Origin of the sequence: Leifsonia sp. ZF2019 (genome assembly GCF_019924635.1) — a bacterium.
In the GTDB taxonomy this organism is placed as follows: Bacteria; Actinomycetota; Actinomycetes; order Actinomycetales; family Microbacteriaceae; genus Leifsonia.
Map to the genome: position 1 here is coordinate 3,642,407 of NZ_CP065037.1, position 14,012 is coordinate 3,656,418.

The 14,012-nt window shown below is 71.7% G+C and carries 15 protein-coding genes; 10 read left to right on the forward strand and 5 right to left on the reverse strand.

What is annotated here, in order from left to right; translation table 11 throughout:
- Positions 1-77 precede the first annotated feature (77 nt).
- Complete coding sequence (locus IT072_RS17875) at positions 78-1,136, forward strand: agmatine deiminase family protein (protein ID WP_223358184.1); 1,059 nt, start codon at positions 78-80, stop codon at positions 1,134-1,136.
- Positions 1,133-2,854 carry an amidase gene (locus IT072_RS17880; protein WP_223358185.1) on the forward strand — a complete coding sequence of 574 codons (1,722 nt, stop codon included), beginning with the start codon at positions 1,133-1,135 and terminating at the stop codon, positions 2,852-2,854. The genes IT072_RS17875 and IT072_RS17880 overlap by 4 nt, the downstream gene beginning before the upstream one ends.
- An 84-nt stretch (positions 2,855-2,938) precedes the next feature.
- Here IT072_RS17880 and IT072_RS17885 read toward each other — a convergent pair whose 3' ends face one another.
- Complete coding sequence (locus IT072_RS17885; RefSeq protein ID WP_223358186.1) at positions 2,939-3,556, reverse strand: TetR/AcrR family transcriptional regulator; 618 nt, start codon at positions 3,554-3,556, stop codon at positions 2,939-2,941.
- A gap of 78 nt (positions 3,557-3,634) precedes the next feature.
- On the opposite strand from IT072_RS17885, the gene IT072_RS17890 reads away from it, so the two are divergent.
- A complete protein-coding gene (locus tag IT072_RS17890; protein ID WP_223361014.1) occupies positions 3,635-4,723 on the forward strand; it encodes an FAD-dependent oxidoreductase in 1,089 nt (362 codons plus the stop codon).
- 16 nt (positions 4,724-4,739) lie between these two features.
- On the opposite strand, the gene IT072_RS17895 is transcribed toward IT072_RS17890, so the two are convergent.
- A complete protein-coding gene (locus IT072_RS17895; RefSeq protein ID WP_223358187.1) occupies positions 4,740-5,450 on the reverse strand; it encodes a hypothetical protein in 711 nt (236 codons plus the stop codon).
- Between the two features lie 205 nt (positions 5,451-5,655).
- Here IT072_RS17895 and IT072_RS17900 point away from each other — a divergent pair, with 205 nt between their 5' ends.
- The 4 genes from IT072_RS17900 to IT072_RS17915 all read left to right on the forward strand — a co-directional run bounded on the left by IT072_RS17900 (position 5,656) and on the right by IT072_RS17915 (position 8,967).
- Complete coding sequence (locus tag IT072_RS17900; protein WP_223358188.1) at positions 5,656-6,231, forward strand: M15 family metallopeptidase; 576 nt, start codon at positions 5,656-5,658, stop codon at positions 6,229-6,231.
- A 58-nt stretch (positions 6,232-6,289) separates the two neighbouring features.
- Complete coding sequence (gene argG / locus IT072_RS17905; RefSeq protein WP_223358189.1) at positions 6,290-7,726, forward strand: argininosuccinate synthase; 1,437 nt, start codon at positions 6,290-6,292, stop codon at positions 7,724-7,726.
- Between the two features lie 64 nt (positions 7,727-7,790).
- Entirely contained in the window at positions 7,791-8,513 is a 723-nt protein-coding gene (locus IT072_RS17910) for an alpha/beta hydrolase (protein WP_223358190.1), read from the forward strand.
- A 4-nt stretch (positions 8,514-8,517) separates the two neighbouring features.
- The gene (locus IT072_RS17915) at positions 8,518-8,967 is read left to right on the forward strand and encodes a MarR family winged helix-turn-helix transcriptional regulator (RefSeq protein WP_223358191.1); all 450 of its coding nucleotides are present in this window, start codon (positions 8,518-8,520) and stop codon (positions 8,965-8,967) included.
- On the opposite strand, the gene IT072_RS17920 is transcribed toward IT072_RS17915, so the two are convergent.
- Together IT072_RS17920 and IT072_RS17925 are read right to left on the reverse strand one after the other, a co-directional pair.
- On the reverse strand, positions 8,930-9,907 hold the full coding sequence (locus IT072_RS17920) for a diacylglycerol/lipid kinase family protein (RefSeq protein ID WP_223358192.1): 978 nt from the start codon (positions 9,905-9,907) through the stop codon (positions 8,930-8,932). The genes IT072_RS17915 and IT072_RS17920 overlap by 38 nt on opposite strands.
- Positions 9,908-10,232: 325 nt before the next feature.
- The gene (locus IT072_RS17925) at positions 10,233-11,498 is read right to left on the reverse strand and encodes a serine/threonine-protein kinase (RefSeq protein WP_223358193.1); all 1,266 of its coding nucleotides are present in this window, start codon (positions 11,496-11,498) and stop codon (positions 10,233-10,235) included.
- A gap of 139 nt (positions 11,499-11,637) precedes the next feature.
- Here IT072_RS17925 and IT072_RS17930 point away from each other — a divergent pair, with 139 nt between their 5' ends.
- Genes IT072_RS17930 through IT072_RS17940 form a run of 3 tightly spaced genes read left to right on the forward strand, consistent with a single transcriptional unit; the run spans position 11,638 to position 12,641 of the window.
- Positions 11,638-12,162 (forward strand): MarR family transcriptional regulator, encoded by a 525-nt coding sequence (locus tag IT072_RS17930; RefSeq protein WP_223358194.1) that lies wholly within the window; start codon positions 11,638-11,640, stop codon positions 12,160-12,162.
- A gap of 50 nt (positions 12,163-12,212) precedes the next feature.
- Positions 12,213-12,377, forward strand: coding sequence for a hypothetical protein (locus IT072_RS17935; RefSeq protein ID WP_169730356.1), 165 nt, complete (start codon positions 12,213-12,215; stop codon positions 12,375-12,377).
- Between the two features lie 12 nt (positions 12,378-12,389).
- Positions 12,390-12,641 carry a DUF6458 family protein gene (locus tag IT072_RS17940; protein WP_223358195.1) on the forward strand — a complete coding sequence of 84 codons (252 nt, stop codon included), beginning with the start codon at positions 12,390-12,392 and terminating at the stop codon, positions 12,639-12,641.
- Positions 12,642-12,710: 69 nt separating this feature from the next.
- Here the strand turns inward: IT072_RS17940 and IT072_RS17945 are convergent, their stop codons facing one another.
- Entirely contained in the window at positions 12,711-13,874 is a 1,164-nt protein-coding gene (locus IT072_RS17945) for an IS30 family transposase (protein ID WP_223360928.1), read from the reverse strand.
- Between the last annotated feature and the right edge of the window lie 138 nt (positions 13,875-14,012).

Sequence of the window (14,012 nt, forward strand, 5' to 3'; positions counted from 1 at the left end):
GGTGGGTTCAGTATAGGTACTTTCGAGCACATCTATTGATCACTTGATCAACAAAGTCACGACCGACGGAGGTTCGCATGAGCTGGCGTATGCCCGCCGAGACCGCACCGCACGAGCGCACCTGGATGGCCTTTCCGCGCGCCGGGATCACCCTCGGCGACGACGCCGCCTCGGCGGAGGAGGCCTACGCCGCCTGGACCGCCGTCGCCCACGCGACCGCGGAGTTCGAGCCGGTCACGATGGTCGTGGACCCGAGCGAGCGCGCTCGCGCCGCGCGCATGCTCGGCTCCCACATCGAACAGGTGGAGGCGCCCCTCGACGAGTTCTGGATGCGCGACTTCGGCCCGACCTTCGTCCTCGACGACGAGCGCCCCGGTGTGCTCGGCGCGGTCGACTGGGTCTTCAACGGGTGGGGGGACCCGGCCTGGAGCGAGTGGGAGAAGTCGGCGGAGATCGCCCGCTTCGTCGCCGACCGCACGGGCGCGGAGCTCGTCAGCTCGCTGCTGGTGAACGAGGGCGGCGGCATCCACGTCGACGGCGACGGCACCGCGCTGGTGACCGAGACCGTGCAACTCGACCCGCGCCGCAACAAGTACGCCGACAAGGCCCGCGTCGAGGCCGAGCTCGCGCGCACGATCGGCGCAACCCATGTGGTCTGGCTGCCGCGCGGCCTCACCCGTGACTACGACGACTTCGGCACCAACGGCCACGTCGACATCGTGGCGACCATCCCCTCCCCCGGCCGTCTGCTCCTGCACGACCAGCGCGACCCCGAGCACCCCGACCACGCCGTCTCGCGTGAGCTGCGCGCGCTGCTCGCCGACACCACGGACGCCGCCGGGCGTTCGTGGGAGATCGTCGACCTCCCGGCGCCCGCGACGCTGCGCGACGCGGAGGGCTTCGTCGACTGGAGCTACGTGAACCACCTCGTCGTGAACGACGGCGTCGTCGCGTGCGGCTTCGGCGAGGAGCGCGCCGATGCCGAGGCGACCGAGATCCTGGAGGCCGTCTACCCGGGCCGTCGGGTCGTCATGGTCGACTCGCGGCCGATCTTCGAGCGCGGCGGCGGCATCCACTGCATCACGCAGCAGCAGCCCCTCGTCCCCGGGTCGGCGTCTGCGGCGGCCGCGCGATGAGCGTCGACGTCGTCGAGGCGACGATCGCGCAGCTGCGTTCGGCGCTCGAGAGCGGAGCGACGACAGCGGTGGAGCTGGTGGAGGCGTACCTCGCCCGCATCGACGCCTACGACACGGCCGGCCCGCGCCTCAACGCGGTCGTGGTGCGCGACCCCGGCGCGCTCGCGGCGGCGCGCGCGTCCGACGAACGACGAGCCCGGGGCGAGACACTCGGGCCGCTGGACGGCATCCCGTACACCGCGAAGGACAGCTACCTCGCCCGCGGGCTCACCGCCGCCGCCGGCTCGCCCGCGTTCGAGCACCTGATCGCGCAGCGCGATGCCTTCACGATCGAGCGGCTGCGCGCTGGCGGTGCCATCCTGCTCGGCCTCACCAACATGCCCCCGATGGCGAACGGCGGCATGCAGCGCGGCGTCTACGGGCGCGCCGAGAGCCCCTACAACGCCGACTTCCTCCCGGCGGCCTTCGGCTCCGGCTCGTCGAACGGATCGGGCGCCGCCACCGCGGCGAGCTTCGCGGCCTTCGGGCTCGGCGAGGAGACGTGGTCGTCCGGCCGAGCCCCCGCCTCCAACAACGCCCTCTGCGCGTACACCCCGTCGCGCGGCGTCATCTCGGTGCGCGGCAACTGGCCGCTCGTGCCGACGATGGACGTCGTCGTGCCGCACGCGCGCAGCATGGCGGACCTCCTGGAGGTGCTGGAGGTCGTCGTCGCCGACGATGCGGAGACCCGCGGGGACTTCTGGCGCGTACAGCCGTGGATCGAGATCCCCGCGTCGTCCGCGGTGCGGCCCGCGTCGTACCCGGCGCTCGGCCGCGACGCCTCCGGGGCGGACCTCGCAGGCAAGCGGTTCGGCATCCCGCGCATGTACATCAATGCCGATCCGGAGGCCGGGACCGGCACCGGTGGACCGACGGGCACGGGTGGGATCGGCGGCGCGACCGGTCAGCGCATCGAGACGCGGCCCGCGGTGATCGCCCTCTGGGAGGAGGCCCGGCGAGCACTGGAGGCCGCGGGAGCGGAGGTGGTCGAGGTCGACTTCCCGGTCGTCTCGAACTACGAGGGCGACCGTGCGGGAGCCCCGACCATCGCGACGCGCGGGCTCGTCTCCCCCGCGTTCCTGCACAGCGAGATCGTCGACCTCTCTGCGTGGGGCTGGGAGGACTTCCTCCGCGCCAACGACGACCCCGCGCTGCACACGCTGGCCGACGTCGACGGCGCCACCATCTTCCCGCAGCCTCCGGGCGCACTTCCCGACCGGTACACGGGCTTCGACGACGACATCGCCGAGTATCCCGCGTGGGTGCGGTCGCATCCCGGAGCGGCGCTGGAGAGCATCCCGCACCTGGCGGAGGGGCTCCGCGGCCTGGAGGAGACCCGCCGCGTCGACCTCGAGCAGTGGATGGACGCGCTCGGCCTCGATGCCGTCGTCTTCCCCGCCGTCGCGGACGTAGCGCCCGCCGATATGGACGTCGACCCCGCGTCCGCCGACCTCGGCTGGCGCAACGGGGTGTGGGTCGCGAACGGCAACCTCGTCCCGCGCCACCTCGGCATCCCGACGGTGACCGTGCCGATGGGCACGATGGCCGACATCGGCATGCCGGTCGGGCTCACCTTCGCGGGTCGCGCGTACGACGACACCGCCCTGCTGTCGCTCGCCGCCGCCTTCGAGGCCACCGGCACGCGCCGCACGGAGCCGCCGCGCACCCCGCGCCTCTGAGCGGGGCGCCGGGGCCCGCGATTGGGGCCGAGCGTCGGGAACGGCGCCCCGGCGCACCGCGCACCCGCGCACCGGTCGTGAAGGCTACGAACGCGGATGGAGCCACGGAGCGAGGGCACGTTCGGTGGCTTCGCGCACGCGAGCCCGACGATCCTCCTCGACGCCCGGCGAAGCCTCCCCGGCCGATGCGTCGAACACCGCGCGGAGGGCCGCCGTGACCGCACCGACGAAGGCGCCCACGACGGCGGCCGCCGCGACCTCGTCGTAGTCGTCGGGGTAGCTGGCCCGCAGCTGACGGGCGATCGCGTCCTGTGCCTCCGCCTGGTAGCGCAGTGCACGGCCCTGCACGACGGGCGACTCGGCGATCAGCCGCATCCGGAGCCGTGCCGCATCCGACGTCATATCGCTTCCCGTGACACCGGCGCTGTCGAGGGCGCGAACGAGGGCGCTCATCGGCGCTTCGCCAGGCGCATGGTCGCGCAGAGCGTCGACGGCGGCACTCACCCGGAGCTGCGCATCCGGGAACAGGAGGTCTTCCTTGGAGGCGAAATAGGCGAAGAAGGTCCGCGCCCCGACCTCCGCCTCCTCCGCGATCTCCGCGACGGTCACGCCGTCGTAGCCGCGCTCGGCGAAGAGACGCACAGCCGAAGCGACGAGCGCCTCGCGCGTGCGGTCGCGTTTCCTCTGACGGAGTCCGGTCATGGCAGCGATCCTACCAATAACGGCATTGTCTGCATTTCAGCAATGACTGCTATATTGCATCGCATGCGGAAATAATCGATCGTCGTCGTCGGAGGCGGCATCGCGGGGAGTGCGGCCGCCGCCCTGCTCGCTCGCGACGGACACACCGTCACCCTGCTGGAACGCGCCGGCGAGCTACGTACGAGCGGCAGCCCCGTCGACATCCGCGGAGACGCCATCGGCGTCGTCGCGAGGCTCGGCCTCGAGGCGGAGCTGCGGTCCGCGGACACCGGTGTGACGCGGCTGCGGATCGTGGACACCGACGGCCGCCGCACCGCCGAGACCCGACTCCGGCGCGCGGACAGTCCCGAAATCGAGCTCTCCCGCATGGTCCTCGGCCGAGCGCTCGCCCGAGCGGCAGCTGATGTCGCGGACGTGCGGATGGGAGCCTCCCCCGAGCGGATCGAGCAGGACGGCGATCGGAGCGTCGTCCTGCTCCGCGACGGCGGCACCGTCGAGGCCGATCTCGTGGTCGGCGCAGACGGGCAGCACTCAGCCGTGCGTCGACTCGTCTGGGGCGGCGAGCACGGGTTCACCCACCCCATCGGGCTGACCATCGCGACCGTCGCGATCGGCCGGGGCCCGTGGGCCGATGACCCCACCGTGCTCGAGATGCACAACCGCCCCGGGCTCTCGCTCTCCGTGCACCCGGCGGGAGGGGCGGGGGTCGCGGCGTTCATCTTCCGGACGCCCGGTGACGCTGACGGCGGACGACGGGACCGCGGCGACAACGAGACCCTCCTCCGCGAACGCTACTCGACGATGGGATGGCGTGCGCCCGAGCTCCTCGATCGTCTCGCTTCCGCCCCTGACCTCTACATCGACACGGTCGCGCGCGTGCGGACACCCTCGTGGTCGCACGGCCGCGTGGTACTGCTCGGCGATGCCGCCTCGAGCGTGACCATCCTCGGCGAGGGGTCCAGCATGGCGCTCGTCGGCGCGGCCACTCTCACGGACGCCCTGCACGACGCGGGCAGCTTCGCGTCCGCGCTGTCGGCTTTCGAGCGCGCGCACCGCCCGATCGTCGAGGCCAAGCAGCGCGGAGTCCGCCTCGGCGCCAGCTTCCTGGTGCCCGCATCGCACCTCTCCCTCGGCCTGAGGAATCTGGCTGTTCGTGTCTCCCGGTGAGAGCCGCCCTCACCGCCTACGCCGTCACCCCGCACCCTTCCGCCGTGACGCGGTCGTCCGTTCCGACCTGGACGACCACGATCGCGTCGTCCGTCCGCCACGCCCCGAACACGATGGAGCGGCCCGCGCCATCGCTCACGGCGTAGGTGAGGAGCGCCTCGCCCTCGACCGAGGTGCGCCGGGCGTCGGGATACGCGATCGTCACCTGCCCGATGGTCGAGCCGAGGCCGATGCCGTCCGAGGTGCGCGGTGAGACGCCCGCAGCCGCCGGAGCCCCGGCGGAGGCGACCACGATCTGCGTGACGCCGTCGGCGGCGGACTCCGCGGTGCCGATGCGCAGCCCCGACGGTCCCGTGACGAAGTCGAGGCCGCAGGCGCCGGCCGGGGGCTCCGGCGCGAACGCGGCGAGCGCCTCCTCCCGCGCTGTCGATGCGTCGCCCAGCACGACGGGCCCCACACCGGCGTAACCGATGGTCCAGGTCTCCGGCCGCGCGGGATCGGCCGCCCCTGCGGCATTCCCCGCACCAGGCCCCTCTCCCGGCGCCGCTGTGCCGGACGGCGCTCCGCTCGCCCCTGCTCCGCTCGTCGCCGCCCCACTCGGCGCGATCGTCTCGGAGCCGGGGGCCGCCTGAGGTGTCGTGCAACCACTCAGTGCGAGCGCCAGCCCGACGGCGGCCACCGCCCCCACGAGTCCGCCCCACCTCCCTGCACGCGCCCGCTGTTCCACGCCGACGCCCCGGAGCCGCGCACGCCCTCGACGCCGCGCACACCGTCGCACTCCCCGCATACGCCCCCTCGAATCCATCCGTTCCCACAACCTATCCATCGCGCCCTCCCCTCACCAGCGATCCTCGCGCGGATCACTCCCCCGATGGACGCGGATGCGCCTTTCGGTGGATGACGGCGTTCTCCACCGTTGCGAGGGTGGAGGAATGCTCCTCCCGCGTCGCCTCCTTTTCACCACGGCCCTGACCGTGTCCGCCGTGCTCGCCCTCGCCGGCTGCACGGCAGCGACGCCCGGGACCCCCTCCGGCTCGGGCGCCGGTGCGGCGCTCGGCGCGGGCGGCGCGCTGACCGATGACGACGGGTACATCGCCGAGGGGGCCTCCCTCCCGCTCGACAGCGATGCGCCCGCGGTGCAGCGCCTGAGCCCGGCTCTGCTCGACGCCCTGCGCGAGGCGCGGTCCGTCGCTCTCGACCGCGGGACGGACATCACGATCGCCGACGGCTGGCGCTCCGAGCGCTACCAGGAGCAGTTGTTCGCCGACGCGGTCCGCACCTACGGCAGCGAGGAGGAGGCGTCCCGCTGGGTCAAACGCGGAGCCGACTCGGCACACGTCACCGGCGACGCGGTCGACATCGCGACCGCCGACGCGATGGACTTCCTGAACCGCTTCGGCGCCGAATGGGGGATCTGCCAGGCGTACGCGAACGAGCTGTGGCACTTCGAGCTCCTCGCCGAGCCCGGCGGCGACTGCCCGGCGCCGGCGGCGGACGGCCGCGGCTGACCGGCGGGGTCCCGACACCCGCCGCCCGCGCCGTCCCCTTCCCTCTAAACTTGTGGTCGTGTCCAAAGTCTTGAGCAGTCTCCCGGTCGGTGAACGAGTCGGCATCGCGTTCTCGGGGGGTCTCGACACCTCCTGCGCGGTCGCCTGGATGCGCGAGAAGGGTGCGATCCCCTGCACCTACACCGCGGACATCGGGCAGTACGACGAGCCGAACATCGGCGAGGTCCCCGGTCGCGCCCACGAGTACGGCGCCGAGATCGCCCGCCTCGTCGACGCGAAGGCCTCCCTTGTGGAGGAGGGCCTGATCGCCCTGCAGTGCGGCGCGTTCCACATCCGCTCCGGCGGCAAGACCTACTTCAACACCACTCCGCTGGGCCGCGCGGTCACCGGCATCATGCTGGTCCGGGCGATGATGGAGGACGGCGTCGAGATCTGGGGCGACGGCTCCACCTACAAGGGCAACGACATCGAGCGGTTCTACCGTTACGGCCTCGTCGCCAACCCGCGCCTGCGCATCTACAAGCCGTGGCTCGACTCCGCCTTCGTCGAGGAGCTCGGCGGCCGCAAGGAGATGAGCGAGTGGCTCGTCGCCCGCGGCTTCCCGTACCGCGATGCGACCGAGAAGGCGTACTCGACCGACGCGAACATCTGGGGTGCGACGCACGAGGCGAAGCGACTCGAGGAGCTCGACGCCGGTCTCGACATCGTCGACCCGATCATGGGCGTCGCCGCGTGGCGGGAAGACGTCGAGGTCGTGCCGGAGACGGTGTCCGTGCGCTTCGAGGCGGGCCGTCCGGTCGCCCTCAACGGCGTCGAGTTCCCCGACGCGGTCGCGCTGGTGCTCGAGGCGAACGCGATCGGGGGCCGCCACGGCCTCGGCGCGTCCGACCAGATCGAGAACCGCATCATCGAAGCGAAGAGCCGCGGCATCTACGAGGCGCCGGGCATGGCCCTGCTGCACATCGCGTACGAGCGCCTCCTCAACGCCATCCACAACGAGGACACGGTCGCCAATTACCACAACGAGGGCCGCCGCCTCGGTCGCCTGATGTACGAGGGCCGCTGGCTCGACCCGCAGTCGCTCATGCTGCGCGAGTCGCTGCAGCGCTGGGTCGGCTCGGCGATCACCGGCGAGGTCACCCTGCGCCTGCGCCGCGGCGACGACTACACGATCCTCGACACGACCGGCCCGGCGCTCAGCTACCACCCGGACAAGCTGTCGATGGAGCGCGTCGGCAACGCCGCGTTCGGCCCCGGAGACCGCATCGGCCAGCTGACCATGCGCAATCTCGACATCGCCGACTCACGCTCGCGCCTCGAGCAGTACGCCGCCTCGGGTCTGATCGGCGGCCCGACCGCCGACCTCGTCGGCACCCTGGAGGCCGGCAGCGCCCGCGCCATCCTGGAGCTCGACGTCACCGACACGGACGACACCCTCGCCCGCGAGATCGACGCCAGCTCCGAGGGCGCCGCTTTCGACGCCGGCACCGACTGAGCAGAACCCCTCCCGCGAGCGCGAGATAGTCAGCCGGCTGAGTATCTGGCGTAGGGTGAGGGGCATGGCTAGGCGCATCGGGGTCGTGGCGGGATGGGTCGCGGGCGTGCTCGTGCTGGCGGTCGTCGGGTTTCTGGGCTGGGCGAACACGCCCATGATGGGCGAGCGGCAGGCCGCGATCGAAGCGTGGACGGATCCCGCGGTGCAGATCCGGGATGCCGGGGACGCCGTCGTCGTGGCCCCGACCGGCCCGGCGTCCGGCGAAGGGCTCGTCTTCATCCCCGGAGCGCGCGTCGACCCGTACGCCTACCTCCGCAAGCTCTCGGGCGCGGTGGCGGAGACGGGGCTGACCGTGGTCGTCACGAAGCCGACCCTCAACCTGGCCTTCTTCGACACCCGCCCGCTGAGCACCTTCACGAGCCTCGCTCCGGCGGTGGACGAGTGGGCCGTCGGCGGCCACTCCCTCGGCGGCGTGCGCGCCTGCCAGCTCGCCGACGACCCCGTCGTCAAGCGACTCATCCTGTTCGGAAGCTACTGCGCGAACGACCTGTCGCAGACCGGTCTCGAGGTGCTCTCCATCGGCGGCGAGCGGGACGGCCTGAGCACTCCCGCGAAGATCGAGGCCGCGGCGCACCTGCTGCCCGCCGACGCCACGTTCGTGGAGGTGCCCGGGATGACGCACGCGCAGTTCGGCGACTACGGCCTGCAGCCCGGCGACGGAACCGCCGCGATCAGCGACAACCAGGCGCGCGACGCGATCACCGCAGCGCTCGCATCGGTACTCTGAGGGGGTGGACCAGCGCGCCGAGGAGGATCAGCACCGCCCCGAGAACTGGCCGCTCGGCCGGCTGCTCGGCGCGGCCTCCCGGGCGGTCGAACGCGCGTGGGCCGAGGCTCTCGACGCGCGCGGCCTCACGCACGCCGGGCTGATCGTGCTGCACCTGCTGGAGCTCGGCGTCGCCTCCCAGGCCGACCTCGCCCGCATCGCCCAGGTGGAGGCGCAGACGATGTCCCGCACGGTCGACCGCCTCGAGCGCGAGGGACTCCTCACCCGGCAGCCCGACGCCTCGGACCGCCGCCGTCACGTGCTCGCGATCACCCCCGCCGGCCGCACGGCGTTCGAGGCCATGCGCGGCCTGGAGGACGAGGTCTTCCCGGAGGTCGCCGACCCGGCCGGCCTGCGCGCCGCCCTGCTCCAGATCGTCAGGGCGTCTCCCCGTCCGGGGCCGCCGGCACCTTGACGACCAGGCTCAGCGGGTCGACGCGAGTGCGCATGGCGAGCACCTCGCCGAACAGGTCGCCGTCGAGGTCGACCGGCTGGGGCTCGCTGAGACGGAGGATGAGCTCGCGTCCCTTGAGGTAGTTCATCGCGTGGATCTCGTGGCCGGAGCCCATGAGCCGGCGGCCGACCCCGGTGCGACGGAGGATGCCGTTCTCCCAGAAGACCTTCGCGACGATCTGCACCCAGCCGAAGAACCCCTGCGGCCGCAGCACCACGATGTCGAACTCCCCGTCGTCGACGGCGGCGTCGGGCAGCAGCAGGATGTTCGCCGGCAGGGAGCCGCAGTTGCCCACGATGACGGTGTGCGCGCGCATCGCGTGGACCTTGCCTCCGTCGAGCCGGTAGCGCAGGTGCAGCTCGTTCTTGTCACGCAGCACGGTCCCGATCGCCTTCACGTAGGCGAGCCAGCCGGCCTTGGCCTTGAGCTCGTCGTCGGTCGCCGCGATCATCTGCGCGTCGATTCCGAAACCGGCCATCACCAGGTACGCGTGCTCGGTCGTCGCGCCGTCCGCGTCCCGCAGCTCCGCGACGCCGACGTCGATCGGCCGGTCGTCGCCGCCGAACGCGCTGTCGAGGGCGTTCTCCACGTCGTCCAGGGTGAGGCCGAGGTTACGGGCCAGGAGGTTGCCCGTGCCGGACGGCAGGAGGGCGAGAGGCGTCCCGCTCCCGCGGAGCGCCTCGGCGACGGTGCGCACGGTTCCATCTCCGCCTGCCGCGATCACCACGTCGACCCCCCGCTCGATGGCCTCACGGGCCTGCCCCGATCCGGGGTCCTCTGGAGTGGTCTCGAGCCACAGGGTCGGCTCCCAGCCCCAGCGCTCCTCGGCGGCGCCCAGGGCAGCGCGAAGGGCGGGCTCGTCGACCTTCACAGGGTTGACGACGATCGCGGCGATGCTCATTCAGGTCCTCTCGTCCCCCACGACCGTACCCCGCTCGGCGGCGAATGGCGCTCGACATCGCGCGCATCACGTTGCGGAACTGCGATCCCGGACGCAGTGCGCCTCGCGCCGCAGGTCCTCCCTAGCGGTCGGCGACGTCGCGGAGCACGACCTCGACGATCACGACGAGGCACACGGCCACGAGGGCCCAGGCGAGGAGGGTGAGAACCACTCTCCCTTCCTACCGGAGCGGGGGCTTGCATATGACGGATCGCGGGAACTCGTAACATGCGGGGGCAAGATGTCACACGCCGGAAATGCAGGAGAGCCGGACTGCGGAAGGGGATCAGCCTTTGCCGTTGCCCTTGTTGCCTTTGTCGCCCTTGTTGCCGTGCCCGTTGCCGCCGTCGCCCTTCCCCTTGCCCTTCCCCGGTCCGTCGTCGCCGGCACCCGGTGCAGGGTCGGGTGTGGAGGCCGGGGTCGGCTCGACCGCCGGAGCCACGGTCTGCGGCGGCGCCGGCACGCTCGGCGTGGGCCGCGGAGTCGGGCCGGTGTCGGTGGGGCCGCCTCCGGGCGCCGTCATCGCGCCGAGCGCGAGCGCGGCCGCCACCACGACGACGCCACCGCCGGCCAGCGCCGCGACCCGCAGCCTCCGTCGACGTGTCGTGCGGGGAAGCAGCCGCGTCGAGGCGGGAAGCAGCCGCGTCGCCGTCGCAGCCGCGCCCGGAGCCGCCACCTCCGCGCCGGGCGGCCCCACTGTCCGGGCGGCCGACACCGCCGCCTCCGGCGCCCAGCCCGCCAGCTCGGGCGCCATCTCCGCGGCCATCACGGCCACCTCTCCCGCGGTCGGCCGCAGGGCGGGGTCGCTGCTCGTCATCGCCAGCAGGAGCCCCCGCCAGCCGTCCGGGAGGTCGGCGGGCACCCGCGGGTCGTGCGCGGCCCGCGCCGCGACGGCCTCCATCGCGGTCCCGGGATACTGCGCGACGCCGGTCAGCGCCTCCAGCACCACGAGACCCAGCGCGTAGACGTCCGCGGCGGGGCCGACGTCGCCTCCGCGCAGCTGCTCGGGGCTGAGGTAGCCTGCGGTGCCGATGATGGTGCCCTCGGTCGTCAGCCGTTCCGCGCCGAGCAGGTGAGCGATGCCGAAGTCGGCCAGCTTCGCGACGGGCGGGCGGCCCGCAACGGGTGAGGCGGCGAGCAGGATGTTGGCGGGCTTGAGATCGCGGTGCACCATCCCGGCGCCGTGGACGACGACGAGGGCTTCGGCCACGCCTGACGCGACGGCGGCGGCCTGCTCCGCCGGCAGCGGGCCGGCATCGAGGCGCGTCCGGAGGTCCTCGCCGTCGACGAGCTCCATCACCAGGAAGCTCGGCGTGGCGTCCCCTCCCGCGGAGAGGTGCGCGTCGAAGAGCGTGACGAGGTGCGGGTGCGCCAGCCGGGCGAGCGCGCTCGCCTCCCCGCGCCTGCGCGCGTCGTCCGCCGCCGTCCCCGCTGGGAAGAGCTTGATGGCGACGAGTCTGCCCAGCTGCCGGTCGTACGCGCGGTAGACGGTCGCCATGCCGCCGCGACCGAGCCGGTCGCGCAGCTCGTACCGGTCGAGTAGCGGATCCACCGTGCGAGCATACGCGCCCACCTCGACGGAGGCGCGTCCGGCCGTCGTCCAGCCTCCACCGTGAATACGCCCAGAATCCGCTGTCCCGCCCTTGAACCCGGGGTGCGAGTGGGCCTCTGTGGGTGACGTGGATGAGCGTGTGGACGACCAATCGGGCGGCGTGGGCGACGCGCGCCGGCCAGAAACGGGCGTGCTCGAGGCGCTCCAGGTCTACCGCGCGGCCGAGGCGGCGATGCGACGGCGCACCGGCGCGGCGATGGGCATGGGCGACAACGACCTGCTCGCCTTGCGGCTCATCCTCGACAACACGGCCGCCGGCCGGCACACCGCCGCGAAGGATGTCAGCGTGTATCTGGGCATCTCCAGCGCCTCCACGACCGCTCTGATCGACCGCCTCGAGAGCGGCGGGTTCGTCGAGCGGCGCCGCAGCATGACCGACGGCCGCTCCATCACTCTGCTCCCCACACGCGCCGCGCTGGGCGAGACCGGGCCGCTCCTCGCGGAGGCCGACGCGCAGTTGGCCGCCGCGTCGGCCGAGCTGAGCGCCGACGAGGCGGAGACCGTGACGCGCTTCCTCATCCGCATGCGCGAGACGGTGGATCGCATCTCGGCCGACCGCGCACGGGCTAGACCCGAAAGGCGACGCAGTCAAGGGGATTACTAGGCAACCGAAACAGTTGTTCGGTGGTTGGCGTCTAGGAAAGGACACTCTCCATGAACATCCTGCTCATCATCATCGCGATCATCGCGATCGTCCTGCTGCTCACCGGAGGCTTCGTCCAGTCGCTGAACTTCCTCCTGTGGGTCGGAATCATCCTGCTCGTGCTCGCCGTGATCGTCTGGCTGGTGCGGATGCTGACCGGCAGCCGCCGGGTTTAGCGGAGGCCCTCGATGAGCCTCGGCACCGGGATCGTCCTCTTCGTCATCGGCGCGATCCTGGCGTTCGCCCTGAACGTGCAGGTGGACTGGATCGATCTCCACCTGGTCGGGTACATCCTGATGGCCGCCGGAGCGGTCGGCATCATCCTCGGAATCGTGATGATGTCCCGCAGGCGCCGCAGCGTGGCGACGACGCGCACGGCCGTCGACCCCGCCACCGGCGAACGTGTGACCCGCCGTACCGGCGAGTCGGACGAGTTCTGACGGCCTGCTGACACGACGGAGGCCCGCACCCCATGGCGGATTCAAGGGGTCGTCGCAACACTAAGTGAACTAAACGAGTTGTATCAGACGCTCGGCTGGGGTATCCCAGCCGAGCGTTTTGCGTGGCCGGCTGTTGAGTTTCTGGGCAACGTGTTCGAGGTCCTCCGGGCCGTGAGCGGTCAGGTCGGTGCCCTTGGGGAAGTATTGGCGCAGCAGCCCGTTAGTGTTCTCGTTCGAGCCGCGTTGCCAGGGGGACGCGGGGTCGCAGAAGTAGACCGGGACGCCGGTGGCGACCCGGAAGGCCTTGTGAGCGGCCATTTCTGCTCCCTGGTCCCAGGTCAACGACCCGCGCAGGTGTTGTGGGAGCGTGCCGATCAGTTCGACGAGGACGTCGCGGACGGCTTCGGCGGTGTGCTCGCCGGGGAGGTGGCCGAGCATCACGTAGCGGGTGGTGCGCTCTACCAGTGTGAGGATCGCGGACTGGTTGTTCGCGCCGACGATCAGGTCACCTTCCCAGTGGCCGGGGACGGCGCGGTCTTCGACCTCCGGCGGACGCTCTGAGATCATCACCATCGGATCCACGAACCGGCTGGTGCGTTGCTCGGGTGACCGGTGGGGTTTGCGGCGGGCGCGGCCGGTGCGCAACGCGTCGGCGATCTCGCGTTTGAGCCCACCGCGGGCCTGGATGTAGATCGCTTGATAGATCGTCTCCGTGCTCACCTGCATGCTCTCGTCATCTGCGTAATCACGCGACAAGACGCCGCTGATCTGCTCCGGAGACCATTGTTCCCTCAGTCGCTGGGCGACATACTCACGCAACCGTCCGGGCTGTGCGAGCTTCGCAGGTTTCGGGCGAGCTCGCTTGGTGGCGGCATCCCGATGCGCGCCGTGCGGGAGATAGAGACCGCCCTTCGAACGCGCATCGAGTTCGCGTTTGATCGTCGATGCGGGCCTGTCTAGCGCCCGTCCAATCGCCCGCAGTGTGAGCCCGGCCCGTCTGAGATCGGCGATCGTCTCCCGCTCCATAAGCGACAGGAGACGGGAGCCAACCTGCTCCGGAACCTTCGGCGGTGGACTCGTCATGGACTCCATCGTGGTGCGCCCGGTCGTGTAATCAACACGTCGCCCGTCCGAGTAAAACCGCGAATTCCGCGACTTCCTCACGCCGTAATCCCAGTCGCGGCCGGTGCGCTCGTGGATCCCGACTCGCGCCGCTGCCTCCCGGCGTGACACGCCCTCCGCCCGCAATCGGGCGAACTCCTCTCGTCCCGGGTGCGGCCTGGCCGGATACGCCTTCGCCCGGAACCCGGCCTTCCGCGCCCAACCGAACGCGGTATTCGTGTTCAACCCCAACTCACGCGCGGCAAGAGT